Source organism: Herminiimonas fonticola (assembly GCF_003293745.1).
Lineage (GTDB): Bacteria > Pseudomonadota > Gammaproteobacteria > Burkholderiales > Burkholderiaceae_D > Oxalicibacterium > Oxalicibacterium fonticola.
This window is the reverse complement of sequence record NZ_PTLZ01000004.1, coordinates 61,794-87,687: the sequence shown is the minus strand read 5'-3', so window position 1 is coordinate 87,687 and position 25,894 is coordinate 61,794. Positions and strand designations below refer to the sequence as shown.

Genomic DNA, 25,894 nt, shown 5'->3' with positions numbered 1-25,894 from the left:
CATCGCGTTCATGCAGCCTGTATGTCTAAATACGAATCTTGCTGAATACAAGCAGAACGAGAAAGAACCGGCAGCGTAATTAAACACTGCCCATCAACATCAGTCGGCCGCTTTCCAGACCTGGCCAATCGACACCGTTGTCAATTTCTTCTTGCGTCCGTACCAGACATTAACGAAGCCGCGCGATACGAACACGGACGAAAAAATCGAAGTCAGGATACCCAGACAATGCACCACTGCAAAACCGCGCACTGCACCTGAACCGAAAATCAACAGTGCCAGACCGGCAATCAGCGTCGTCACGTTGGAATCAAGAATGGTTGCCCATGCACGTTCGAAGCCCATCGCAATCGCCGTCTGCGGCGAATGTCCAGCACGCAATTCTTCCCGGATACGTTCATTGATCAGCACGTTGGCATCAATCGCCATACCCAGCGTCAGCGCAATCGCGGCGATACCCGGCAGCGTCAATGTCGCCTGCAACATTGACAGCAATGCGATCAGCAACATCACGTTGACGGCCAGCGCAAACACGCTGAAGAAACCGAACATGCGGTAGTAGAACACCATGAACAGCGCAATCGCGATGAAACCGTACAGCGTCGCGTGGAAACCCTTGCTGATATTCTCTGCACCGAGTTGCGGTCCGATCGTACGTTCTTCGATGATTTCCATAGGCGCAGCCAATGAACCTGCGCGCAACAACAGTGCGAGATCACTCGCCGCTTCGGAAGAACCCATGCCGGTGATCTGGAAGCGCGCACCCAGTTCATCACGGATGGTCGCAACGCTCAACACTTCGCCCTTGTTCTTTTCAAACAGCACAATCGCCATCGACTTGCCGACACGCGAACGGGTTGCCTCACGCATGCGGCGACCACCGTCACCGTTCAAATCAATGCTGACCGATGGTTGATGATTTTGATCGAAGCTGGCCGATGCACTGGAGATGTATTCACCCGTGATGATCGTATCCTTGTACAAGACCACAGGCGCGTTCTTGCCGACCTTGAACAGTTCGGAACCGAATGGAATTGCTGCAGTTTCTTCGGTGCCGCGCGTCACTGTTTCATCGACCAGACGAATTTCCAGTGTTGCGGTTTTACCGATGATGTCTTTCGCACGCGAGACGTCTTGCACGCCTGGCAATTGCACCACGATACGATCTGCACCTTGACGCTGGATCAATGGCTCGGCAACGCCCAGTTCATTGACGCGTTTCGACAAGGTGGTAATGTTTTGCTGAACCGCGTCTTCTACTGTTTGCTTCAATGTGGCCGGTTGCAAAGCGCCTACCAGTTTCAAATCTTCGCCCGTGCCGCTATCAGTCAATACCAGTTCGCGCAATTCGTCACCGAGTGCGATACGTGCCTTGGCGCGGGTTTCGGCATCGCGGAAAGCGATTTCGATATTGTCGCCACTGCGTGCAATACCGGCGTGACGCACATTCTTGTCACGCAAAATCGCGCGCGCACTGGCTTGCAAACCAACCACACGCTTGTCCATCACAGCCTTGGTATCGACCTGCATCAGGAAGTGCACGCCGCCGCGCAAATCGAGACCGAGATACATGGGCGCTGCATGCAGACTTTGCAGCCATGAAGGTGTGTTCGGCAACAGATTGAATGCAACCAGATAGGTTGGATCAGCAGGATCGATATTCAGATCCTTTTCCAGCAAGCCTTTGGCTTTGAACTGGATATCAGTATTCGGGAAACGGACGCGTACGGTACCTTGCGTGCCCAGCGTTTCATACACGACACCATCGTATTCAATGCCTTCCTTTTTCAAAGCTTGCTCAACCTGAGTTATCAGGGAACTTTCAACCTTGACGGTAGCTTTCGCACTGCTGATTTGCACCGCAGGTGATTCACCAAAGAAATTCGGGATTGTGTACAGCACGCCTATCAGCAATGCGACGGCGATCGTAATGTACTTCCAGAGAGGATAGCGATTCATATTGACTCAGGGTTCGGTATGGAGCGTCAGACAAAAATCAACCCCACATCCGGCTGGCGGAGGTGGGGCGTTTAACCCAGATTACAGCGACTTGATCGTGCCTTTAGGCAGCAAGGTTGTAACTGCGCTTTTTTGCACAATCAGTTCCGTGCCTTCTTGTACTTCGATCGAAACATAAACGTCAGAAACCTTGGTCACTTTGCCGAGGACGCCGCCAGATGTCACTACTTCATCACCGCGTGTCACTGCTTCGACCATCGCTTTGTGTTCTTTTTGACGTTTCATCTGTGGACGAATCATCAGGAAGTACAGCGCGACAAACATCAACAGAATCGGTACGAATTGAGTCAAGCTGCCCATGATGCCGCCTGCTGCTGGCGCTGCTGCTGCGTATGCGTTGGAAATAAACACTGAATGCTCCAGGTTGTTGTGTAAGGGATAAATAACAGTCGGTTATTCTAGCACTGGAAGAATGCTTTCCAATGCTCTATGAAAATTAGCAAAGCAAAGCCTGACAAAAACTAGGTGCCCCTCGCGCGATCCACATGGAATTGCGTCACAAACAGCTGGAAACGCCCTTCGCTAATCGCTTCCCGCATCTCGCGCATCAGATCCAGGTAGTAATGCAGGTTATGGATGGTGTTCAGACGCGCACCGAGAATTTCGCCGGTACGATGCAAATGATGCAAATAAGCGCGCGAAAAGTTGCGGCAGGCATAACAGCCGCAGCTTTCATCCAGCGGCTGCTTGTCATCTTTGTAACGCGCATTCTTGATTTTGATATCGCCAAAGCGTGTAAACAACCAGCCATTGCGCGCATTGCGCGTAGGCATCACGCAATCGAACATGTCGATGCCATTAGCCACGCCCTGCACCAAGTCTTCCGGCGTGCCTACACCCATCAGATAATGCGGCTTGTTGGCCGGCAGGCGCGGGCCTACATGTTCCAGCACGCGCAGCATGTCTTCTTTCGGCTCGCCGACTGATAAACCGCCGATCGCGACGCCGTGGAAATTGATGTCTTCCAAACCAGCCAGGGATTCGTCGCGCAGATGCTCGAACATACCGCCCTGCACGATGCCGAATAGCGCATTCGGATTTTCTTCGCGATTGAATTCATCGATAGAGCGTTTCGCCCAACGCAAGGACATGCGCATCGATTTCGCAGCTTCGTCGGCAGTCGCAGGACGACCATCGATTTCATACGGCGTGCATTCATCGAATTGCATCACGATATCGGAATTCAGCACGCGCTGAATCTGCATAGATACTTCCGGCGACAGGAATAATTTATCGCCATTGATAGGCGATGAAAAATGCACGCCCTCTTCGGTAATCTTGCGCATTTCTCCGAGTGAAAATACCTGGAAGCCGCCGGAGTCGGTCAGAATAGGTTTATCCCAACCCATGAACTCATGCAGGCCGCCGAACTTGGCGACGATGTCGTTGCCTGGACGCAGCCACAGATGAAAAGTATTGCCAAGAATGATTTGCGCATCGATCTCTTTCAGCTCCAGCGGGGACATCGCCTTGACGGAACCGTAAGTGCCGACCGGCATGAAGATAGGCGTTTCGATCACGCCGTGATTGACGGTCAGCTGGCCGCGTCGCGCATTGCCGTCGGTATTAAGTAATTTGAAATTCAGCATGTTGGCATTCTGGTTAAAAACATCGCATCGCCGTAACTGAAGAAGCGATAGCGTTGAGAAATGGCGTGTTGGTAAGCGGCGCGGATTGCATCGTAACCGGCAAAGGCCGACACCAGCATCAGCAGCGTGGATTTCGGCAAATGGAAGTTGGTGATCAAGCGCGTCACTGTCTTGAAGGTATAGCCAGGCGTGATGAACAAACGCGTATCCGCACTACCGGCCTGCAAACTGCCGCTTTGCGACGCCGACTCCAGCGCGCGCATGCTGGTGGTACCAACCGCAACGATATTGTGACCTGCGGCCTGCGTGGCGCGCACCGCATCCACAGTTTCTTGCGAAATCGTGTACCACTCGCTATGCATATTGTGCTCGGCCAGATTTTCATTGCGCACAGGCTGGAAAGTACCAGCGCCGACGTGCAGAGTCACATACGCAAACTGCACACCCTTGGCCTGCAAGGCATCGAGCAAGGCTTGATCGAAATGCAAACCCGCAGTCGGCGCTGCCACTGCGCCCGGCGTCTTGGCATACACGGTTTGATAACGCGTTTCGTCATAGGCATCGGCCGCATGTTCGATATACGGCGGCAAAGGCAAACGGCCATGCGCTTCGATCAACTCGAATACATCGCCGGGGAATTGCAACTCATAGAATTCACCAACACGTTCACCTACGATCACATCGAAAGCATCGGCCAAACGTATCTTCATCCCCGGCACTGGAGATTTAGATGCGCGTATCTGCGCATGTACATATGCAGAATCGATGACGCGTTCAACCAGAACTTCAACTTTTCCGCCAGTTTCCTTGATGCCAAAGAAGCGCGCCTTCAACACGCGTGTGTCGTTGAACACCAGCAAATCGCCGGGATTGATTAAATCGACGATATCCGCGAATGCGCGGTCTGTCATCTTGTCTTGAGTGACCTGCAACAGGCGCGAGGCACTGCGTTCGGCCAGCGGCGTTTGCGCAATCAATTCTTGCGGTAGTTCGAAATCGAAATCGGAAAGTGAATACATGCGCTTAATAGTTTGAAGACATCGGTTTTACTGTCCGAGGTGTGACGCAGACAAATTTAATCTGTTTGCATGCAATCGCGCGGCAGAACTGCTATGGTTGCAAAGCTTGCCGAATCGGCATTTTCATGTGATGCAATACGCAAGACATGAAGTCATCGAAAAACCCGCTATTTTACGCCCTGCCGCCCCATTTTCGGCCTGATATGCCTGTATTGAAGAAAAAGCCCGTCGTTTCCGCGAAAACCGCCACCAAAACTGCTGCGAAATCGACAACGAAATCGACAGCCAAACCTGCTGCGCCTGCAGCAGCTACGCGTGCGGCCAAAATCGACGACAAGCTGATCAAGCTCGGACTGCGCTCCGACATGGACAAGGTCTTGCACCTGCCTTTGCGCTACGAAGATGAAACCGAAATCAAGAACATCAGCGAAGCCGGCTTTATCTTCGGCCGCTCGGTTCAGGTTGAAGGCATCGTCACTGCATGCGAAGTTGCCTTCCGTCCGCGCCGACAATTGGTAGTAACAATCTCGGACGACTCTGGCCAGCTAGTCATGCGCTTCCTGAATTTTTACGGCAGCCAGGTCAAGCAAATGGCCGAAGGCAATCGGGTACGCGCACGCGGCGAAGTGAGGCACGGTTTCTTCGGCGCAGAGATGGTCCATCCTTCCTACAAGATGGTGATAGAAGGCGCGCCGCTGCCATCGGCTTTGACACCGGTTTATCCGGCGGGTGAAGGTCTATCGCAAACGCTGTTGCGCAAAACCATTATCGATGCGATGGCACGCATAGCATGGCGTGACACCTTGTCGGAACAATTGCGCAGCTCGCTGGAACTCATGCAGTTCGAACCAGCCGTCAGAATGCTGCACAATCCGCCGCCCGATATCGATGAAAGCGCATTGGCCGATCGTTCGCATGCAGCATGGGTACGCATGAAGTTCGATGAATTGCTGGCGCAACAATTGTCGATGAAGCGCGCGCAGATCGCACGCCGCGAAAAAGGTGCGGCGGTCCTGCCGACCGTCGGAAAATTATCAAAAGCGTTTTTAAAACAGTTGCCGTTTGCACTGACAGGCGCACAACAACGCGTGCTTGAAGAAATTCGCGCTGACCTGCAGCAATCCTTTCCCATGCAACGTCTGTTGCAAGGCGACGTCGGCAGCGGAAAAACCGTCGTTGCGGCGATTGCCGCCGCGCAAGCCATAGACAGCGGCTTTCAGGCGGTGTTGATGGCACCTACCGAAATTCTGGCGGATCAGCATTTCCGCAAAATCGCCGGCTGGATGGAACCCTTGGGTGTCAACGTTGCTTGGCTCACGGGCAGTCTGAAGAAAAAAGAAAAACTGGAAGCCAAGGCGCGCATCGAATCCGGCGAAGCGCAACTGATTATCGGCACCCATGCATTGATACAGGAAGACGTGCAGTTTTCAAAACTGGGCCTGGTCATCGTCGATGAACAACATCGTTTCGGCGTAGGCCAGCGTCTCGTATTGCGCAACAAAGGTTTGGACAACAATCTCGCATCAAGCAAACAAAAAATCCCGCATCAATTGATGATGTCTGCCACGCCGATTCCACGCACGCTGGCGATGACTTACTACGCCGATCTGGAAGTGTCCGTCATCGATGAACTGCCACCCGGGCGCACACCTATCGTCACGCGCGTCATTGATCAAAACCGGCGCGATGAAGTCATAGAGCGTGTACACGCAGCCGCACTGGAAGGGCGGCAAGTGTATTGGGTCTGTCCCTTGATTGAAGAGTCGGAAGCATTGCAATTGCAAACCGCAACCGATACGCATCAAACGCTGGTCGCAGCCTTACCCGATTTGCAAGTTGGCCTAGTGCACGGCCGCATGAAGCCTGCCGAAAAACAGGAAGTGATGGACGCCTTCACACGCGGCGACATCCACGTGCTGGTGGCGACTACCGTGATCGAAGTTGGCGTCGACGTACCGAATGCATCGCTGATGGTGATCGAACATGCAGAACGTTTCGGCCTGTCGCAATTGCATCAATTGCGCGGACGCGTCGGGCGCGGTTCGGCTGCCAGTGTTTGCCTGTTGCTGTACCAGGGGCCGTTAGGCATGGTTGCAAAACAGCGACTGCGCATCATGCGTGAATCGACCGACGGTTTTGAAATTGCGCGCAAGGATCTGGAAATACGCGGCCCCGGCGAATTCCTCGGTGCGCGCCAATCCGGGCAGGCAATGCTGCGCTTCGCCGACCTGGAAACCGATCAATGGCTGGTCGATAAAGCACGCGATCTAGCGCACACATTGCTGCGTGACGATCCGGCCACAGTCGAAGCGCATCTGGCGCGCTGGCTGGGTGCGCGCGAGGATTACCTGAAGGTATAGAATGAACGCTTCACAAGTCCACTGCATCAGCTTAGCCAAAACATGACTCTTACCGAACTCAAATACATAGTCGCCGTCGCTCGTGAAAAGCATTTCGGTCACGCAGCTGAAGCCTGCTTCGTTGCACAACCGACTTTATCAGTCGCCATCAAGAAACTGGAAGATGAACTGGGCGTGACATTGTTTGAACGTGGCGGCAGTGAAATTTCGATGACGCCGCTGGGGGTGCAAATCGTTGCGCAAGCCGAGCGCGTGCTCGAACAAACCGCCGCCATCAAAGAAATCGCCAAACAGAATAAAGACCCGCTGGTGGGGCCTTTCCGCCTCGGCATCATTTACACCATCGCACCGTATCTTCTGCCACCGTTGGTGAAAGCGATGATAGATCGCGTGCCGCAAATGCCGCTGGTGCTGCAGGAAAATTTCACAGTCAAGTTACTGGAGCAATTGCGTCAGGGCGAAATCGATGCCGCAATTGTTGCGCTGCCCTTCCCTGACCAGGGCTTGCTGGTGCAACCTGTGTACGACGAACCATTTGTCGTCGCCGTACCCAAGTCTCATCCGTGGGCGAAACGCAGCAGTGTCACAACCGACGATTTGAAATCGGAAACCATGCTCCTGCTCGGCAACGGCCATTGCTTCCGCGATCAGGTGCTGGAGGTTTGTCCGGAGATGTCGCGCTTCTCGACTAGTGGCGACGGCATCGCGCGCACCTTCGAAGGCTCCTCGCTGGAAACAATACGCCACATGGTTGCTTCCGGCATCGGCATCACCGTCCTGCCGCAGGCATCGGTGCCAGACATGAATGCAACCGACGGCATGCTGCGTTACATCCCGTTTGTGCAGCCAGGTCCATCGCGTCGCGTGGTACTGGTATGGCGTAAGAGTTTTACGCGTGGCGTCGCCATCGAGGAAGTCAGGCAAGCCTTGCTGTCCTGCGAATTGCCAGGCGTAACAATGTTGCCTAACGAGCCGTCATCAGAAGCGTAACGACAGCCGCCACCACAGTAGAAAAAACCATTAACAACGCCGCACCATGAATCGTCTTCAACTGTATTTCCGCCTGATCCGCCTCGACAAACCAATCGGTATCCTGCTTCTGCTTTGGCCTACCTTGTGGGCATTATGGTTCGCATCTGATGGCAAACCGGATTGGACGCTGGTTGCCATCTTCACACTGGGCACAGTGTTGATGCGTTCGGCCGGTTGCGCCATCAACGATTACGCAGATCGCGATTTCGACAAGCATGTGCAGCGCACTGTAGACAGGCCGATCACCAGCGGAAAAATCAAGCCGCGTGAAGCATTGATGGTCGCACTGGTTCTGACATTAATCTCTTTTGCATTAATCCTGCCACTCAACACACTGACCAAACAATTATCGATCGCGGCAGTTATCATCGCGGGCACTTATCCTTACTTCAAACGATTCTTTGCGATCCCGCAAGCGTATCTCGGCATCGCATTCGGCTTTGGCATCCCGATGGGATTTGCAGCTGTGCAAAATACAGTGCCAGCCGCCGCGTGGTGGCTGCTGGTAGCGAATGTATTCTGGGCTGTGGCATATGACACTGAATATGCAATGGTCGATCGCGAAGATGACTTGAAGATAGGCATGAAAACTTCTGCCATCACCTTTGGCCGCTTCGACGTCGCCGCCGTCATGCTCTGTTATGCGGCGACCTTCTTGATCATCTTTATCGTCGGCTGGCAGTTCGGCCTGCGCACATGGTTTGTCGCAGGCTTGCTGCTTGCAATTGCTTGCGCAATTTATCACTACACGCTGATACGGCATCGTGAACGCAGTGGATGCTTTGCTGCTTTCCGGCATAACAATTGGCTGGGGACCGCTATCTTCGGCGGCGTCGCACTCGATTATTTGTTGCGCTGACAGACAAGTATTCCGGCACCGAAGATATGCCAGCTCCACAAACGATCACGACTCCCGCTGCCGATCCTAAGGTCAAAAAATATTTGCCGTGGGTGGTCGCGACTGCACTCTTCATGGAGCAGCTCGATTCGACCATCATCAACACTGCGATCCCTTCGATGGCAGCCAGTCTCAACGTCACGCCTTTGAGCCTGAAAGCAGTTGTCAGTTGCTATATTTTGAGTCTGGCTGTTTCGATTCCCATCAGCGGCTGGATGGCAGATCGCTTCGGTACCCGACGCGTCTTCAGCACTGCTGTCGGCTTGTTCACTTTTTCATCCATCCTGTGCGGCCTGTCCTTCAACGTGCCGATGCTGGTCGCCGCACGCATGCTACAGGGATTCAGCGCAGCGATGATGATGCCGGTCGGCCGTCTGACTGTGATACGCACTTTTCCCAAATCGGAATTATTGGCGGCGATGAATTTCGTCATCATTCCTGCATTGATAGGCCCCTTGCTGGGACCAACCATAGGCGGTTTGATCGTGCACTGGCTACCGTGGCAGGCGATTTTTTTCGTCAACGTACCAATCGGTTTGGTTGCACAGTGGCTGATTCATAGACACATGCCCGACTATCGCTCAGATGTATCGCGACCACTGGATGTGGTCGGGCTGGCATTGTTCGGTTCCGGCATTGCCTTGCTGTCGTGGATACTGGAGATATTCGGCGAGCACTATCTGAATGTGACATCAACCTTCATCCTGTTCCTGCTGTCGCTGGGTCTGCTCGCCGCCTATGTCTGGCATGCGCGACATGCGGCTTATCCGCTACTGCGGCTTGCTCTGTTTAAAACGCGCACCTTCCGCATCTCTGTCGCTGGCGGTTTCATCACACGCTTAGGTGTAGGCGGCTTGCCTTTTCTATTGCCCCTGCTTTATCAAATCGGCTTGGGCCTGCCGGCCTGGCAATCCGGATTGCTGATGATGCCAACCGCAGCCGCTGCTATGGTGATGAAGCTGATATCCGTCAGGGTCTTGCGACGCTTCGGCTATCGCAAGGTATTGATCGTTAATACAGTGATGATAGGCATCACCATCTGCATGTTCTCCGTCATTACACCAAGCACGCCGATTTGGTTAATCCTGCTACTAGGACTGTCGCAAGGATTCTTCAACTCGCTGCAATTTTCCAGCATGAATTCGATGGCTTACGCGGATATCAAGACGGAAGATTCCAGCATGGCCAGCACCATCGCCAGTTCGATGCAGCAAATGTCCATGAGTTTCGGATTGGCATTCGGCTCGATTATCGCGGCCTGGTATCTCGGCGATTTGCCGCAGTCTGATCGCACTGCCGTTATCAACGCACTGCATCATGCTTTCCTGACGCTGGGCGGATTGACGATTCTTTCATCATTGTCGTTCTGGACACTGCGAACCAATGATGGTGAAGCCGTCAGCAAGGGAATCACGACGCATAAAGTGGCCGAGGCAAACAGCACAAATAATCCACCGGTGTAATTCTGAAAACGGCCAAACGTACGCACCGTGCAATTTCATTCGTACACACATTAATACTGGATACACTTGTGAGAACAAAGGAAGAAATACATCGTGGTCTATCGCCCTCAATCAGGTCACACAGATACATCTGGTAACACGCCTTACTTATCCGCTCTGGTTTTCAACATCCATTTCGCATTTAATGAGCCCATAGTTCAGGCGGATTGATGCACCATTACTCTTTTCAGCAAGAATAATAAACATCAATCCCGGGCACTGAACGCTTGATCAACACAGCAAGGAGTAAATATGAATAAGAAAATAATGACTACCGCTTTAATGGCGATCTTCCTGACAGCAGGCAGTGCGGCATTTGCAGACAATGACAAGCACAACAATGGCAAAGGTCATCACTCCCATGATCGTGGGCACGACGATGATCGTCACCACGGCCATGGAAAAAAGGATAAGCATTCGCACCATCATGATAATGGACGCCACAATGGTCGCGGTGCAGGCCCGCAGCATAATTATTACAAGGGCGGCTATGTGTCGCGTGAATATCGTCAACGCCAATACGTAGTGAACGACTGGCGCGGTCGTCATCTGCATGCACCACCGCGTGGTTATCAATGGGTACAAACCGGACCGGATTATGTACTGATCTCAATATCAAACGGCCTCATCGCGCAGATTGTTCTCAGCAACTAAGAGAGCTTAGTCTGAGACGTATATGAAGTGAGGTAAGACCTTGTTGCTGGCCGAATATCTTGATAGATATTCGGCCAGTATTTATTTGGCTGCGCGTATTTTTTGCAATCTATCGAACAACTCAGAAAATAGGCAGCATCTATGATGGGATCTCATTACACGCGTGCCGAGTTACTTAGCTAGTCAGCTATTCAAGTACTTCAATCCCGCCCGAACTCTTCACCCAAAGCTTGTCCGCGCGCCGCAGCGGCTTTCATCGCTGTGATGATGGATTGCTTGATGCCACTCTCTTCCATGCTGGTCAACGCAGCATAGGTCGTACCGCCTTTGGAAGTGACGCGCTCACGCAATACGGCAATCGGATCAGGCGACTGCGCTGCCAGTTGTGCGGAACCGACAAAGGTGGAAATTGCCAATGCATTGCCCTGTTCCGCGGTCAAACCCATTTCCTGTGCCGCCTGTTGCATCGCTTCGATGAAATAAAACACATAGGCCGGACCACTGCCGGACACTGCCGTCACCGAATCGATCAGCTTTTCATCATCCAGCCAAACGGTTTGACCGACTGCGCACATGATCGCATCCGCTGCTGCGCGTTGTTCCTTGCTGACCCCCGCGCTTGCCACCATGCCGGTGATGCCTTTGCCTATCAGCGCCGGCGTATTCGGCATGGTCCGCACGATGGCATTATGACCACCCAGCCAGCGCGACAAATCGATTGCGCGAATACCGGCAGCGATAGACAACACCAGTTGCGCTTTGACGTGCGGCAGCAATTGCGCAACGACGTCTTTCATTTGCTGCGGCTTGACCGCCAGCACAATCACGTCGCTCGCTGCAACCGCAGCGTCGATCTGAGCAGACGTCGTCACGCCAAATTGCTGCTGCAATTTGGTCAGTGCATCGGTATTGATATCGATGACATGGATATTGTTTGCGGCAGTTAGTTTGCCGGCCAGACCACCGATCAAAGCCGCCGCCATATTGCCGCCGCCGACGAAAGTGATTTTCAAATTATTTTGCATATTCCCTAGTTCCAAAAATGGCGGAACCTATCCGCACGATTGTTGCGCCCTCGGCGATTGCAGCCGTCATATCAGCCGACATCCCCATGGACAAAGTATCCAGTTGCAAACCCGCGGCACGTAACTGATCAAATAAAGCATGCAGTTGCCGGAACGGTGCGCGCTGTTGCGCTTCATCGCCTTCAGCTTCAGGGATCGCCATCAAGCCACGCAGCCGCAAGCGCGGCAATGCGGAAATCGCCTTGGCGACCGCCAGTGCATCAGCCGGCAACACGCCGCTTTTGCTGGCTTCGCCGCTGATGTTGACTTGCAGGCAAATGTTCAATGGCGGCAATTCAGCCGGCCTTTGTTCGGACAGGCGTTGTGCAATTTTTTCTCTATCGACCGAATGCACCCAGTCAAAATGTTCGGCGATAGGCCGCGTCTTGTTGCTTTGTATCGGCCCGATGAAGTGCCACTCCAGCGCCAAATCGGGGCGCGTTGCATGGATAGTGTTAATTTTATCCAACGCTTCCTGCAGATAATTTTCGCCGAAAGCAGCCTGCCCAGCCTCGGCGGCAGCGATCACTGCGTCAGCATTGAAGGTCTTGGATACAACCAGTAAATCAATGCCGTGGACGTCGCGTTGCGCGCTGTCCGCAGCGTCGGTAATCCGCTGACGCACAGCTTGCAAGTTTTGGCGTATTACAGACATAATCAAAGTTCTTTAAGGCATTATTTAACATTCGCAATACTTTCAGTACCGCGATCGCTTGTCGGATGGTTTTGCTCTATCTTTTTGATGCACCTCTTGCTTCACCGCTTGTTTCACTTTTACTTTGCAGGCTCAGGGATTATAAATGGACATTTCAGAACTACTCGCGTTCTCGGTCAAGAATAAAGCATCCGATTTACATTTGTCGTCCGGTCTGCCGCCCATGATTCGTGTGCACGGCGACGTACGCCGCATCAATTTGCCGCCGCTGGAGCACAAAGATGTGCACGGCATGATCTATGACATCATGAACGACGGGCAGCGCAAAGCCTATGAAGAAAATCTGGAGATCGACTTTTCCTTTGCTATCCCCGGTCTGGCGCGCTTCCGCGTCAATGCCTTCAATCAGGATAGAGGTGCTGCAGCCGTGCTGCGTACCATTCCTTCCAAGATCCTGAGTCTGGAAGATTTGAATGCACCGAAAATTTTCGCCGAACTGTCACTCAAACCGCGCGGTTTGGTACTAGTCACCGGCCCAACCGGCTCCGGCAAATCGACCACGCTGGCAGCGATGGTGAATCACGTTAATGAAAACGAATACGCCCACATCCTGACGATTGAAGATCCTATCGAATTCGTGCACGATTCGAAAAAATGCCTGATCAATCAACGCGAAGTCGGTCCGCATACTCACTCCTTCAGTAACGCTTTGCGCTCGGCGCTGCGTGAAGATCCTGACGTCGTACTGGTCGGCGAGTTGCGTGATCTGGAAACCATCCGCCTGGCGCTATCCGCTGCAGAAACCGGTCACTTGGTATTCGGCACGCTGCACACTTCCTCCGCTGCAAAAACCATAGACCGTATCATCGACGTTTTCCCAGGCGATGAAAAAGAAATGGTGCGTGCGATGTTGTCCGAATCGCTGCAAGCCGTCATCTCGCAAACCCTGTTGAAGACAAAAGATGGCAGCGGCCGAGTCGCCGCGCATGAAATCATGCTCGGTACGCCGGCGATCCGTAACTTGATACGCGAAGCGAAGATTGCACAAATGTATTCAGCGATCCAGACCGGTTCCAATGTCGGCATGCAAACGCTGGATAGCAATTTGACCGAGCTGGTGAAACGCAATGTCATTTCGAATGCAGCAGCACGTTCAGCCGCAAAAACACCGGACAATTTCCCGGGATAAACGCGGGGATGAATGCGGGGTTTCGCAAGGCATGCCTTGCGCCGCATGAATCCGGGCAGCTTGCAAGCTGCGAAGTGGGCCGAGAGTTGAAGAATGCACAAATAACCCACACGGCTAAAAGAATCGAATAAAGAAAGGTTCATCATGGAACGCGATCAAGCTACCAAATTCATGTACGACTTGCTGCGTCTGATGCTCAGCAAGAACGGTTCCGATCTTTTCATCACGGCTGATTTTCCGCCTGCATTCAAGATCGACGGCAAGATGACGCAAGTGTCGAATCAGCCCTTGAACGCCACGCATACGATCGAACTGGCACGCGCCATCATGAGCGACAAACAGGCGGCGGAATTCGAAGCGACGAAAGAAGCCAACTTCGCGATCAGCCCGAGCGGAATAGGTCGCTTCCGTGTCTCCGCCTTCGTACAACAAGGCAAGGTTGGCATGGTGCTGCGTACCATCACTACCGCGATCCCCAAAATTGAAGACCTGAAAGTACCGGATACCTTGAAAGATATCGTGATGACCAAGCGCGGTCTGGTCATCATGGTGGGTGCGACCGGCTCAGGCAAATCGACTACGCTGGCAGCCATGCTCGGCTATCGCAACGAAAACAGCTACGGTCACATCATCACGATTGAAGATCCGGTCGAATACGTGCATCCGCACAAGAATTGCGTCATCACGCAACGTGAAATCGGCATCGACACCGATGGTTGGGGCATCGCGCTGAAAAACACCTTGCGTCAGGCACCGGATGTGATTTTCATCGGCGAGATCCGCGATCGCGAAACCATGGATTACGCAATCGCCTTTGCCGAAACCGGCCACTTATGTCTGGCCACCATGCATGCCAACAGCTCCAATCAGGCGCTGGACCGCATCGTCAACTTTTTCCCTGAAGAGCGTCGCCAGCAATTGCTGATGGATCTGTCGCTGAATCTGAAAGCGATGATTTCGCAGCGCCTGATTCCATTAAAAGATACCAAGGGTCGCTGCGTCGCGGTCGAGATCATGTTGAACTCGCCGTTGATTTCCGATTTGATCTTCAAGGGCGACGTCCATGAAATCAAGGAAATCATGAAAAAATCGCGAGAACTGGGCATGCAGACTTTCGATCAATCGCTATTCGATTTGTACGAGAGCGGCAAGATCACTTACGAAGATGCGCTGCGCAATGCCGACTCCGTCAACGATTTGCGCTTGTCGATTAAACTGCATGGCAAGGATGCCAAAACGCGTGATCTGAGCAAGGGCACCGAGCATCTGGGTATCGTGTAAGTCATGAGCGCGACAATCAACGTGAGCGATGTCTACGGCTTTCAGGCGACCAGCCTGACCGGCGCAGCTATCGATCTTGCGCAGTATCGCGGCAAAGTCTTGTTGATCGTCAATACCGCCAGCCAATGCATGTTCACTCCGCAATACAAGGAACTGGAAGAAGCGTATCGACAATTACATGGCAAGGGTCTGGAAGTACTGGGCTTTCCCTGCGATCAGTTCGGCAATCAGGAGCCGGGTAATGAAGAAGAGATAGGCGATTTTTGTGAAAAAAATTACGGTGTGACCTTCCCGCTATTCGCAAAAATAGATGTGAATGGCGAACATGCCGCGCCACTGTTCAAGTATTTGAAACATGCCGCACCCGGCCTGCTGGGTAGTGAAGTGATCAAATGGAATTTCACTAAATTTTTGCTCAGGAAAGACGGCACGGTTTATAAACGCTATGCACCGCAAACCAATCCGCAAAGTCTGCTCAACGATATCAACAAGCTGCTCGCTGAATAAGTCATCAAGGAATTGGGCCGCAAATAAAAAACGCCAGCATTGCCGGCGTTTTTTATTTTCTTTACTGCTTGATCAGTGTGCAGCGGTCAAAGCCTTGTCGATCAACTCTATCCAGTGTTTGACTGGCGTATCCGTTCCCGACTGTATATGCGTCAGACAACCAATATTTGCGGAGACTATCATGTCCGGTTTGGTCGCTTCCAGATTCGCGACTTTCTTGTCACGCAACTGATACGACAACTCGGGCTGCAAGACCGAATAAGTCCCGGCTGAACCACAGCACAAATGGCTGTCTGCACACAATTGCACATCCACGCCGACTGCACGCAATACATCTTCTACCTTGCCGCGTATTTGCTGACCATGCTGCAATGTGCATGGTGGATGATAGGCAACGCGCTTGCTGATTTTTCCTTTCAACTTGCTTTGCAGTTCAACTTCAAACGCCGGCAAAATTTCGCTCAAATCTTTCGTCAATGCAGAAATCTGCAATGCCTTTGCTGCATAAGTCGCATCGTGCGCCAGCAGATGTCCGTAATCCTTGACCGTTACACCGCAACCGGATGCGGTCATGACTATCGCTTCTGCACCGGCTTGCACCAAAGGCCACCATGCATCGATATTGCGACGCATATCATTCAGTGCGCCATCATGATCGTTCAGGTGATGACGAATCGCGCCGCAGCAACCGGCCTTGGGCGCCACCACCAATTGCACACCCAGCGCATCGAATACGCGCGCGGTAGCTGCATTGATATTTGGCGACATCGCCGGTTGTACGCAACCATCCAGCAGCAGCATGGTACGAGCATGTGTGCGTGTCGGCCATGTGCCTGCATCTTCCTTGCGCGGCACCTTGTTTTGCAAGGACTTCGGCAACAGCGGACGCACCATCTGACCGGCTTTCATGGCTGGTGTAAACAGCCATTTACGCGGCAGAAATTCTTTCAATGCCGTACGTTTCAGATTGGTTGCAAACGAATACGGTACGCGCTCTTCCACCACCTTGCGGCCGATATCGATCAAGCGTCCATATTGCACACCGGATGGACAAGTCGTTTCGCAATTGCGGCAAGTCAGGCAACGATCCAGATGCATTTGTGTTTTCGCCGTCGGGGTCTTGCCTTCCAATACTTGCTTGATCAAATAAATACGTCCGCGCGGGCCATCAAGTTCGTCACCCAGCAACTGATAGGTCGGGCAGGTTGCCGTGCAAAATCCGCAATGCACGCAGCTGCGCAAAATCGCGTCCGCCTCCTGGCCTTCGCGAGTGTCTTTGATGAAATCGGCTAAATTGGTTTGCATGGTATTTCTCTGAAAATCTCTACTGCATGAGTACACCATTCGCTATGCAAGGTCGAAGGACCTTGCAAACATGATGCTCGACAAAAAACTGCGCTTAACTAAATACCGTCTTAATACTGCGCGTACATCCGTCCCGGATTGAAGATGCCATCAGGGTCAAATGCGTTCTTCATGTTTTGATGAATCTTGCCAACAGCGGGCGCCAAAGGCTGAAACACGCCAACACCTTTATCACCTCCACGGAACAGCGTTGCATGTCCGCCCGCCTTCACTGCAGCATCACGAATGACTGCGGCCGATGCATCAGACCGCAACCAGCGTTGTGCGCCGCCCCATTCGATCAATTGCTCACCCAAGGCCATCGGCGCAGCAGTCGACGGCACAGACAAACGCCACAAAGTCGGTGACTGTGTAAAGAATTCATTGCTCTGTTCACGCATCGCGAGCCAGAAATCGTCACCTGCAATTTCTTCACCGCCTATGGTTTTCTGTGCTGCGGTAATCGCCGCTTTCGCTCCAGACAAACGCAGCACCAATGCGCCATCGCACCATGCACTGGCAGAGATCGGCAAAGGCTGGCCACCCCATTTATTCAAACTACGTATCGCCTCTTCTTCCGTCATTTGCAGGCGCAGACTGGTTTCTGCATACGGCTTAGGCAACACTTTCAGCGACACTTCCAGCAACAAACCCAAAGTGCCGAGTGAACCTGTGAGCAAGCGCGACACGTCGTAACCGGCAACGTTCTTCATCACCTGGCCGCCGAAATGCAAAACCTCACCTTTGCTATCCATCAGCACGGCACCTAATACAAAATCGCGCACCGCACCAACAGCAGCACGACGTGGGCCGGACAAACCACAGGCAACCATGCCGCCAACAGTTGCGCCAGGGCCGAAATGTGGTGGCTCGAATGCGAAGGTCTGGTTCTGCTCAGCCAATACTTTCTCCACTTCCGCCAGCGAGGTACCGGCGCGCACTGTGATGACCAGCTCGGTTGGGTCGTAAGCAATGATGCCTTGATACGCGCGCGTATCGAGCACCTCACCAACTGGCTCCTGGCCGTACCAATCCTTGCTGCCGCCACCGCGCACGCACAGCGGCTGTTTGTCGCGGCCGGCTGCGAGTATGCGTTCTTTAAACTGTTCGATTACTTGTTCCATACGGGACCTGAAAAATTAAAATCGCGGCAGATTGGCAAACTTCAGAATGCCACGCTTGACATGCATCTTGCCGTACTCGGCACAGCGTTGCAGCGTCGGAATTGCCTTGTTGGGATTGAGCAGCGAGACCGGATCGAAGGCGCGCTTGACGCTGAGGAAAGCATCCATTTCCGCGCGTGAAAACTGTACGCACATCTGATTGATTTTTTCCATGCCTACGCCATGTTCACCGGTGATAGTGCCGCCTTCGGCGACACACATTTCCAGAATCTCGGCACCGAACAATTCAGCACGGTGGAATTCACCTTCGGTATTGGCATCGAACAAAATCAGCGGATGCAAATTGCCGTCGCCCGCATGAAACACGTTGGCGCAGCGCAAGCCGTATTTGATTTCCATCTGCGCAATGCCGGTCAACACATCGGCCAGGCTGCGACGCGGGATCGTGCCGTCGATACAGTAATAATCAGGAGAAATACGACCGGCGGCAGGAAATGCATTCTTGCGTCCGGACCAGAAGCGCAAACGTTCAGCCTCATCGCGCGAGACAGCGATTGCGGTAGCGCCTGAGTGCTTCAACACTTCCGTCATGCGCGCGATTTCTTCTTCGACTTCTTCTGGTATGCCGTCGGATTCACACAGCAAAATCGCTTCTGCATCCATGTCGTAACCGGCTTTCACAAACGGCTCGACCATGCGCGTTGAAGTCTTGTCCATCATCTCCAGCCCGGCCGGAATAATGCCGGCTGCGATCACGCTGGCCACTGCATTGCCGCCTTTGACCACATCATCGAAGGAAGCCAGGATCACGCGTGCCTGTTTTGGTTTTGGAATCAATTTGACTGTCACCTCGGTCACCATGCCGAGCATGCCTTCCGAACCGACAAACACGGATAGCAGATCGAGACCAGGCGCATCGAGTGCAGCACCGCCAAGCTCGATCACATCACCTTCAATGGTGACGACGCGTACGCGCATTACATTGTGTACGGTCAAACCATATTTAAGACAATGCACGCCGCCGGAATTCTCGGCGACGTTGCCGCCTATGGTGCAGGCAATCTGTGAAGATGGATCTGGTGCGTAATACAAACCCAGTGGCGCCACCGCTTCGGAAATCGCCAGATTGCGCACGCCTGGCTGCACCACGGCAGTCCGCGCATACGCATCTACCTTGACGATCTTGTTCATTCTGGCGGTCGACAGCACGATGCCATCGGCAATCGGCAATGCACCACCAGACAAACCGGTACCGGCACCGCGTGGCACGATTTGTACTTTCAAGTCATGACATATTTTGAGAATCGCAACGACCTGCTCTTCAGTGTTGGGCAAAACCACCACCATAGGCAACTGCGCATAGACAGACAGGCCGTCGCATTCATAGGGACGCGTGTCTTCTTCGTTGAAGAGCACACAATGTTCAGGTAGTACGGCACGCAATGCATCTACTACCGTACGCTGATGCGCGACGGTGAATGGTGCTAAAGCGGGATCTGCTAAAGCGGCGGCTGGCAAAGCGGGAACTGCCAAAGTCGTATTCATCATCTATCCTGCATCCATTACACAATCGAATAACACTTATATCGTTTAAACACAGTGTAGCGAATCCCGCTCGCCAGTAAACTGAAAGCTTTCCCCTTGCCCGTGAAAAATATTCAACTGATATGCAAAAAGCGTATAACTGCCGTCAAAACAACGACATTTATACGCTTTTCAAAAGAATGTGGCGGGTTTAAAGGCTGAGTCGCTGCGTACTGAAACGCTCCATCATCCAGTCCAGCATCAGCGCAACCTCAGGCCGCTCGCGCACATGGCGGTCATACACCAGGTAATACGCATGTTGCGGCGTCGTCAATTGCAGATCGAACAAGGGAACAATCTCGCCGCTGGCGATCATGTCGGCGGCAAAATGCTGGCGCGTCAATGCCACCCCATAGCCATGTTTTACCGCTTCCAGCAGCAAACCCAGATCATCGATACGCAGGCCGGTTGACGGCTCCTGCCAATCCAGCCCCGCCATTTCAAACCACGGCTGCCACGGCTCCAGTGCAGAACGCAATAATTGCGCTTTTTGCAAATCGGCAGGCACATTCAATTTACCTATCTGCTCCAGATAGGCAGGGCTGGCGACCGGGAATACCGGCTCCCTGAACAGTTTTTCGGTAACGATGTCCGGATATTTGCCGGCGCCAAAACGCACTTCAATATCGGTTTCTGACAGGCTCATGTCATACAGCGGCACCGACAGATAGGTTTCAATCGAGATCTCCGGATGCAGGCTCATGAATTCATGCAGATGCGGCAAAAACAGATAGCGCGCAAAGGTTGGCGGCACCGTCACCTTGACCTTCAGCTGTGCAGACGCATATCGATGCGGCAAGGGAAAATCGGCCAGCGAGCTCAATGCACCGCGCACCACATCCAGATAACGGCGACCGAACTCAGTCAGGCTGACGCTGCGACCATCACGCAGGAACAGGCGCTCACCGACAAAATCTTCCAGCAGACGAATACGATGCGAAAACGCCGAAGGCGTAATGCACAACTCTTCCGCCGCCAGCGCGAACGAACCATGGCGCGCCGCGGCCTCAAAGGCGGAAAGAGCGTGCACGGGGGGTAATCTACTTGCCATTGCGTCCATTAATCGTCGATTGCGAAGCAGTGATTTTACCGGGTTCGCTGCGCCGCGACGACTGGAACGTTTTGCCGTATCCTCACTACTTCATCATCTTTCTCTATTTCCATGGGCAATCGACTTTCAAAAATCGCCACACGCACCGGCGATAACGGCACCACAGGCCTGGGCGACGGCAGCCGCGTAGCCAAGGATGCGCTACGCGTACACGCGATGGGAGACGTTGACGAATTGAATTCGCACCTCGGCCTGTTGTTATGCGAAGACTTGCCATCAGCCTTGCGCGAAGAACTGATCTCCATCCAGCATGACCTGTTCGATATGGGCGGCGAGCTGTGCATCCCGGGCTATACGCTGATTCACGACGCGCAAGTCGCACGTCTGGATGCGCTACTAGCGAAATACAACGCCGACCTGCCGCCACTGAAAGAATTCATCCTGCCAGCCGGCTCGCGTGCTGCATCCCAAGCGCATGTGTGCCGCACGGTTTGCCGGCGTGCGGAACGAGTGATAGTCAGTTTGGGGAAATCGGAAAAAATGAATGACAATCCGCGCCAGTACATGAATCGGCTGTCGGATTTATTGTTTGTCTTATCGCGGGTATTGAATCGATATGCGGGTGGTGGGGATGTGTTGTGGGAGAAGGATAGGGTTAGGGATATTTGAGTTTGACTGACATTTCCGGCTTCGCTTCATTTCGTTCCATTAGTTGCGCTATACCGTAACTGCCGTTGGGGTTGCTTCAGCAATATCAAGAACAAACAAAAATGCCGTTCAGTGCAACACACCGAACGGCATTTTCAATACAGACCAAAGAACGTTTATTTCAAGCGCTTATCGTTCTCAATCAAGGCATACGCCGAATGGTTATGTATAGACTCAAAGTTTTCCGCTTCCAGCGTATAAGCCAAAACACGTTCTTCATTATTCAACATCACAGCAACATCGCGCACCAGATCTTCGACAAACTTTGGATTGTCATAAGCACGTTCAGTCACGTACTTTTCATCGGGACGCTTCAGCAAACCATACAGTTCACACGACGCCTGCTCTTCGATTTTCGCAATCAATTCTTCAACTAGCAGGTCGCCATTCAATACCGCATGCACGGTAATATGCGAGCGCTGATTATGCGCACCGTAGGCGGAAATCTTTTTCGAACATGGGCACAAGCTGGTCACCGGCACCAAAACCTTCAAGGTAATTTCCAGCGCGCCATTCTTGATTTCACCCGTCAGGCCGACTTCGTAATCCATCAAACTTTGCACGCCGGATACCGGCGCAGTCTTGTTGATGAAATAGGGGAAGGACACTTCAATCCGGCCAGCATCTGCATCCAGCAAAACCAGCATGTCTCGCATCAGTTTGCTGAATGCAGGCACGTCGAGCGGGCCACGCAAATCTTCCAGCAACGCAATGAAACGCGACATGTGCGTGCCTTTTTGTTCTTCAGCAAGATGCACATACATATTCCATGTACCAACCGATGGCTGTGTGCCAGCAGATGTTTTCACCGTCAATGGATAACGCACACCTTTGACGCCGACGCGCTGAATGACAATGTGACGAGTGTCTGGAGTGGCTTGCACATCCGGCATAGCGCTCAAACTGAGATCGCGAGTATTCATTTTGAAACCTGTCCTGTCGGCACGAAGCCGAAATAAGTGCTGCTTACTGTTTATTGTTGACGACCAGTCTTGGCTCGTCTTTGGAAAAACGTTGCCGAATTGAAGCGGCAATCCCTTTTGCATCCAGACCACACGACGCCAGCAACTGTCCTGCGTCGCCATGATCGATAAATTGGTCCGGCAAACCCAGATTCAATAGTGGCTTGACGATACCTTCTGCCGCCATCGCTTCTGCTACTGCGGCACCCGCACCACCCATGATCGAACCTTCTTCCACCGTCACCAACGCATCGTGCGTTGCTGCCAGGCGTTTGAGCAATTCAACATCCAGCGGTTTGACGAAACGCATATTCGCCACAGTCGCATTCAATTCTTCACCGGCTTGCAGGCTAGGCGCAACCATAGTGCCGAATGCCAGGATCGCAATGCTTTTACCTTCGCGACGAATTTCGCCAGTACCGAGAGGAATCGTTTCCAGCGTGTTCGCCACCTTGGCGCCTACACCGCCGCCGCGCGGATACCGTACAGCAGCAGGTCCATTGTATTGGAAACCGGTCGAGAGCATCTGACGGCACTCATTTTCGTCAGATGCCGCCATCACAACCATATTAGGAATACAGCGCAAATAAGCAATATCGTAGTTACCGGCGTGAGTTGCGCCATCTGCGCCGACCAAACCGGCTCTATCCAACGCGAAGGTCACATCCAGATTCTGCAATGCAACGTCATGTATCAATTGATCGTAGCCACGTTGCAGGAAGGTTGAATAAATAGCGACGACAGGCTTCAAACCCTCGCAAGCCATACCGGCGGCAAAAGTAACTGCATGCTGTTCGGCAATACCAACATCGTAATAACGATCCGGGAAACGGCGCTCGAATTCGACCATGCCTGAACCTTCGCGCATCGCCGGTGTAATGCCAACCAGGCGTTTGTCGGCAGCGCCCATATCGCACAGCCAGTCACCGAAGACGCTGGTGTAAGTCACCTTCTTCGCCGCAACTGGCTTGATGCCTTCAGCCGGATCGAATTTACCCGGGCCGTGGTACAGCACAGGATCCGCTTCCGCCAATTTATAGCCCTGACCTTTTTTAGTCACGACGTGCAAAAATTGCGGGCCTTTCAGATGCTTCAGATTCTGCAAGGTCGGGATCAATGAATCCAGATCGTGACCATCGATAGGACCGATGTAATTGAAACCGAATTCTTCAAACATCGTGGCCGGCACTATCATGCCCTTTGCGTGTTCTTCCAAGCGTTTTGCCAGCTCACGCACAGGCGCAGGCAATACAGACTTGCCGACGTTTTTCGCCGCTTCATAAAATTGACCTGACATCAGACGCGCAAGATAACGATTCAAGGCGCCGACTGGCGGCGAGATCGACATGTCGTTATCGTTCAACACGACCAGCAAATTGATGTCGTCGTGAATACCCGCATTATTCATCGCCTCAAACGCCATACCGGCAGTCATCGCGCCGTCGCCGATCACGGCGATCGCATGCCTGTCTTCGCCTTTGGTTTTGGCCGCAAGTGCCATACCCAAAGCGGCTGAAATCGAGGTCGATGAATGTGCGGTACCAAAGGTGTCGTAAGGACTTTCATCGCGACGCGGAAAACCGGAAATACCATCGCGCTGACGCAATGAATGCATCTGATCGCGACGTCCGGTCAATATCTTGTGCGGATAGGTCTGATGGCCGACGTCCCACACGATGCGATCTTCCGGCGTGTTGAACACATTATGCAGCGCAATCGTCAGTTCTACCGTGCCCAGATTGGACGACAGGTGACCGCCGGTTTGCGCGACCGATTCAATCACAAACGCGCGTAGCTCGTCCGCCAGCTGCTTGAGCTGCGGTCGCGACAGATGCCGAATCTCGGCAGGATCATTAATTTTTTCAAGCAAATTCATACTAGGCCTTCCGCTGCACGATCAAGTCTGCGAGTTCTCGCAAGCGTCGTGCTTTGTCTCCAAACTGCTCCAGCGCACGATAAGCATCGGTGCGCAATTTTTCCGCCAAAGCCTGTGATTGCTCCAGACCCAAAATCGATACGTAAGTCGGCTTGTTATCTGCAGCATCCTTGCCAGCAGTTTTACCCAGAGTTGCCGAATCTGCCGTTGCATCCAGCACATCATCGACCACCTGAAACGCCAAACCAATTGCACTGGAATACTGATCCAACGCAGCTATTTCATTCTCAGACAAAGCCTTGCCAGCGAGCGCGCCCAGCAATACCGATACGCGCAACAAGGCACCGGTTTTCAGCGTATGCATCTGCTCCAGCTCTTGCAGCGACAAGGTCAAACCGACGCTCGCCAAATCGATCGCCTGACCACCGCACATACCAAACGAACCGGATGCTTTTGCCAGCAAACGTAGCATCGCAAGTTGACGCGCCGCGTCGAGTCCGCCTTCAGCCAATATTTCAAACGCCTGCGCTTGCAATGCATCGCCTACCAACAGCGCGCACGCTTCGTCGTACTTCACATGCACGGTCGGCTTGCCGCGACGCAGCGCATCGTCATCCATGCAAGGCATATCGTCATGCACCAGCGAGTACGCATGAATCATTTCAACGGCAGCTGCAGCGCGCGCCAGTTCGGCGACATCCGCATCGAACAAGGCGCCGGCAGCGTGTACCAGCAAGGGACGCACGCGCTTGCCACCATCCAGTACTGCGTAATGCATCGCTTCGTGCAGACGCGCAGGTTTTTGCGTCACTGACGGCAAAAGCTTCACCAGTGCCACTTCCATTTCAACCTGAATTGATTTCATCCAGCCTTCAAACGATTGCTCCGTCATTCATCCGCCTCAATACGCTCAGCGTTAAACGGCTTCAGCATGTCGCCTTCCAGCACTTTGACTTGATTGTCGACTTTCTCCAGTTGGGCCGCGCAATATTTGACCAGTTCTGAACCGCGCTTGTATGCCGCAACCGATGCTTCCAGCGGCAACTCGCCCGCCTCCATGCGTGCGACCAACTCATCAAGTTCTGTCATCGCTTCTTCAAACGAAGAAGGCAGTGCAGCGGAGGATAGTTTTTTGGACATAAGGACTGAAAAAAGGTTTAGCCCGTTATTTTAGAGCAATCCATCCAAGACTGCGGATAAACGCTGCTTAAGCAACTGCTTACAGCCTTAAAAACTGCTGTTTTTGCAGAAAAAGGCCACTTCCACTACCAAAATTCCGGGATTACCCAGGTTGGACACGTGTTTTCCCAAAATGGCTCGCGGAAATTTTTACCTTTTTGGCAAGCCATTAAATCGCATCTTCAAAACTGTGCGGCACGCAAACCTCGTGAAGAGTCTCGGGTATAATCCTCGGTTCTGTCCAAAATTGCCTCTTTATCTCGTTTGATCTAAGGTTTTTGCGGATTCTTTCCTCTG

At 52.9% G+C, this 25,894-nt stretch carries 23 protein-coding genes; 9 read left to right on the top strand and 14 right to left on the bottom strand.

Annotated features, from left to right (window positions below; all coding sequences use genetic code 11):
* Positions 1-99: 99 nt before the first annotated feature.
* From secD to queA, 4 genes are all read right to left on the bottom strand, one after another.
* On the bottom strand, positions 100-1,959 hold the full coding sequence (secD, locus tag Hfont_RS12815; RefSeq protein WP_112992808.1) for a protein translocase subunit SecD: 1,860 nt from the start codon (positions 1,957-1,959) through the stop codon (positions 100-102).
* An 81-nt stretch (positions 1,960-2,040) separates the two neighbouring features.
* Complete coding sequence (gene yajC / locus Hfont_RS12810; protein WP_241523125.1) at positions 2,041-2,319, bottom strand: preprotein translocase subunit YajC; 279 nt, start codon at positions 2,317-2,319, stop codon at positions 2,041-2,043.
* 161 nt (positions 2,320-2,480) lie between these two features.
* Complete coding sequence (gene tgt / locus Hfont_RS12805; protein WP_112992806.1) at positions 2,481-3,608, bottom strand: tRNA guanosine(34) transglycosylase Tgt; 1,128 nt, start codon at positions 3,606-3,608, stop codon at positions 2,481-2,483.
* Entirely contained in the window at positions 3,602-4,627 is a 1,026-nt protein-coding gene (queA, locus tag Hfont_RS12800) for a tRNA preQ1(34) S-adenosylmethionine ribosyltransferase-isomerase QueA (RefSeq protein ID WP_112992805.1), read from the bottom strand. Before queA ends, tgt begins: the two co-directional genes overlap by 7 nt.
* A 203-nt stretch (positions 4,628-4,830) precedes the next feature.
* Between queA and recG the strand changes: the two genes are divergently transcribed.
* The 5 genes from recG (at position 4,831) to Hfont_RS12775 (ending at position 11,073) form a co-directional block, all read left to right on the top strand.
* Positions 4,831-6,987 carry an ATP-dependent DNA helicase RecG gene (gene recG / locus Hfont_RS12795; protein WP_112992804.1) on the top strand — a complete coding sequence of 719 codons (2,157 nt, stop codon included), beginning with the start codon at positions 4,831-4,833 and terminating at the stop codon, positions 6,985-6,987.
* A 42-nt stretch (positions 6,988-7,029) separates the two neighbouring features.
* Entirely contained in the window at positions 7,030-7,977 is a 948-nt protein-coding gene (locus tag Hfont_RS12790) for a hydrogen peroxide-inducible genes activator (protein ID WP_112992803.1), read from the top strand.
* Between the two features lie 46 nt (positions 7,978-8,023).
* Entirely contained in the window at positions 8,024-8,878 is an 855-nt protein-coding gene (gene ubiA, locus Hfont_RS12785) for a 4-hydroxybenzoate octaprenyltransferase (protein WP_112992802.1), read from the top strand.
* 26 nt (positions 8,879-8,904) lie between these two features.
* Positions 8,905-10,380: a DHA2 family efflux MFS transporter permease subunit gene (locus tag Hfont_RS12780; RefSeq protein ID WP_112992801.1), complete on the top strand. Its 1,476-nt coding sequence runs from the start codon at positions 8,905-8,907 to the stop codon at positions 10,378-10,380.
* Positions 10,381-10,671: 291 nt separating this feature from the next.
* Positions 10,672-11,073 carry an RcnB family protein gene (locus Hfont_RS12775; protein ID WP_112992800.1) on the top strand — a complete coding sequence of 134 codons (402 nt, stop codon included), beginning with the start codon at positions 10,672-10,674 and terminating at the stop codon, positions 11,071-11,073.
* Positions 11,074-11,273: 200 nt separating this feature from the next.
* Here the strand turns inward: Hfont_RS12775 and proC are convergent, their stop codons facing one another.
* Both proC and Hfont_RS12765 read right to left on the bottom strand, forming a co-directional pair.
* Positions 11,274-12,098, bottom strand: a complete 825-nt coding sequence (gene proC / locus Hfont_RS12770; RefSeq protein ID WP_112992799.1) for a pyrroline-5-carboxylate reductase — start codon at positions 12,096-12,098, stop codon at positions 11,274-11,276.
* Positions 12,088-12,792: a YggS family pyridoxal phosphate-dependent enzyme gene (locus Hfont_RS12765; RefSeq protein WP_112992798.1), complete on the bottom strand. Its 705-nt coding sequence runs from the start codon at positions 12,790-12,792 to the stop codon at positions 12,088-12,090. Before Hfont_RS12765 ends, proC begins: the two co-directional genes overlap by 11 nt.
* A 145-nt stretch (positions 12,793-12,937) precedes the next feature.
* On the opposite strand from Hfont_RS12765, the gene Hfont_RS12760 reads away from it, so the two are divergent.
* The 3 genes from Hfont_RS12760 (at position 12,938) to Hfont_RS12750 (ending at position 15,769) form a co-directional block, all read left to right on the top strand.
* Complete coding sequence (locus Hfont_RS12760) at positions 12,938-13,981, top strand: type IV pilus twitching motility protein PilT (RefSeq protein WP_112992797.1); 1,044 nt, start codon at positions 12,938-12,940, stop codon at positions 13,979-13,981.
* Positions 13,982-14,125: 144 nt separating this feature from the next.
* Complete coding sequence (locus Hfont_RS12755; protein ID WP_112992796.1) at positions 14,126-15,262, top strand: PilT/PilU family type 4a pilus ATPase; 1,137 nt, start codon at positions 14,126-14,128, stop codon at positions 15,260-15,262.
* A gap of 21 nt (positions 15,263-15,283) precedes the next feature.
* Positions 15,284-15,769, top strand: a complete 486-nt coding sequence (locus Hfont_RS12750; protein WP_112992974.1) for a glutathione peroxidase — start codon at positions 15,284-15,286, stop codon at positions 15,767-15,769.
* A 72-nt stretch (positions 15,770-15,841) separates the two neighbouring features.
* Here the strand turns inward: Hfont_RS12750 and glcF are convergent, their stop codons facing one another.
* The 4 genes from glcF to Hfont_RS12730 form a co-directional block, all read right to left on the bottom strand.
* Positions 15,842-17,074, bottom strand: coding sequence for a glycolate oxidase subunit GlcF (glcF, locus tag Hfont_RS12745; protein ID WP_112992795.1), 1,233 nt, complete (start codon positions 17,072-17,074; stop codon positions 15,842-15,844).
* A gap of 110 nt (positions 17,075-17,184) precedes the next feature.
* Entirely contained in the window at positions 17,185-18,237 is a 1,053-nt protein-coding gene (gene glcE / locus Hfont_RS12740; RefSeq protein ID WP_112992794.1) for a glycolate oxidase subunit GlcE, read from the bottom strand.
* Positions 18,238-18,252: 15 nt separating this feature from the next.
* Complete coding sequence (locus tag Hfont_RS12735; protein WP_241523124.1) at positions 18,253-19,782, bottom strand: FAD-linked oxidase C-terminal domain-containing protein; 1,530 nt, start codon at positions 19,780-19,782, stop codon at positions 18,253-18,255.
* Between the two features lie 190 nt (positions 19,783-19,972).
* The gene (locus Hfont_RS12730) at positions 19,973-20,872 is read right to left on the bottom strand and encodes a LysR substrate-binding domain-containing protein (RefSeq protein ID WP_112992972.1); all 900 of its coding nucleotides are present in this window, start codon (positions 20,870-20,872) and stop codon (positions 19,973-19,975) included.
* Between the two features lie 111 nt (positions 20,873-20,983).
* Here Hfont_RS12730 and Hfont_RS12725 point away from each other — a divergent pair, with 111 nt between their 5' ends.
* Positions 20,984-21,541, top strand: coding sequence for a cob(I)yrinic acid a,c-diamide adenosyltransferase (locus Hfont_RS12725; protein ID WP_112992793.1), 558 nt, complete (start codon positions 20,984-20,986; stop codon positions 21,539-21,541).
* 155 nt (positions 21,542-21,696) lie between these two features.
* Here the strand turns inward: Hfont_RS12725 and folE2 are convergent, their stop codons facing one another.
* From folE2 to Hfont_RS12705, 4 genes are read right to left on the bottom strand one after another with little or no spacing between them, the layout of a single operon-like run.
* Positions 21,697-22,503 carry a GTP cyclohydrolase FolE2 gene (gene folE2, locus Hfont_RS12720; protein WP_112992792.1) on the bottom strand — a complete coding sequence of 269 codons (807 nt, stop codon included), beginning with the start codon at positions 22,501-22,503 and terminating at the stop codon, positions 21,697-21,699.
* A 43-nt stretch (positions 22,504-22,546) separates the two neighbouring features.
* Entirely contained in the window at positions 22,547-24,418 is a 1,872-nt protein-coding gene (gene dxs, locus Hfont_RS12715; RefSeq protein WP_112992791.1) for a 1-deoxy-D-xylulose-5-phosphate synthase, read from the bottom strand.
* Between the two features lies 1 nt (position 24,419).
* Positions 24,420-25,310 carry a polyprenyl synthetase family protein gene (locus Hfont_RS12710; protein WP_162845910.1) on the bottom strand — a complete coding sequence of 297 codons (891 nt, stop codon included), beginning with the start codon at positions 25,308-25,310 and terminating at the stop codon, positions 24,420-24,422.
* Positions 25,307-25,558, bottom strand: coding sequence for an exodeoxyribonuclease VII small subunit (locus Hfont_RS12705; RefSeq protein ID WP_112992790.1), 252 nt, complete (start codon positions 25,556-25,558; stop codon positions 25,307-25,309). Before Hfont_RS12705 ends, Hfont_RS12710 begins: the two co-directional genes overlap by 4 nt.
* Between the last annotated feature and the right edge of the window lie 336 nt (positions 25,559-25,894).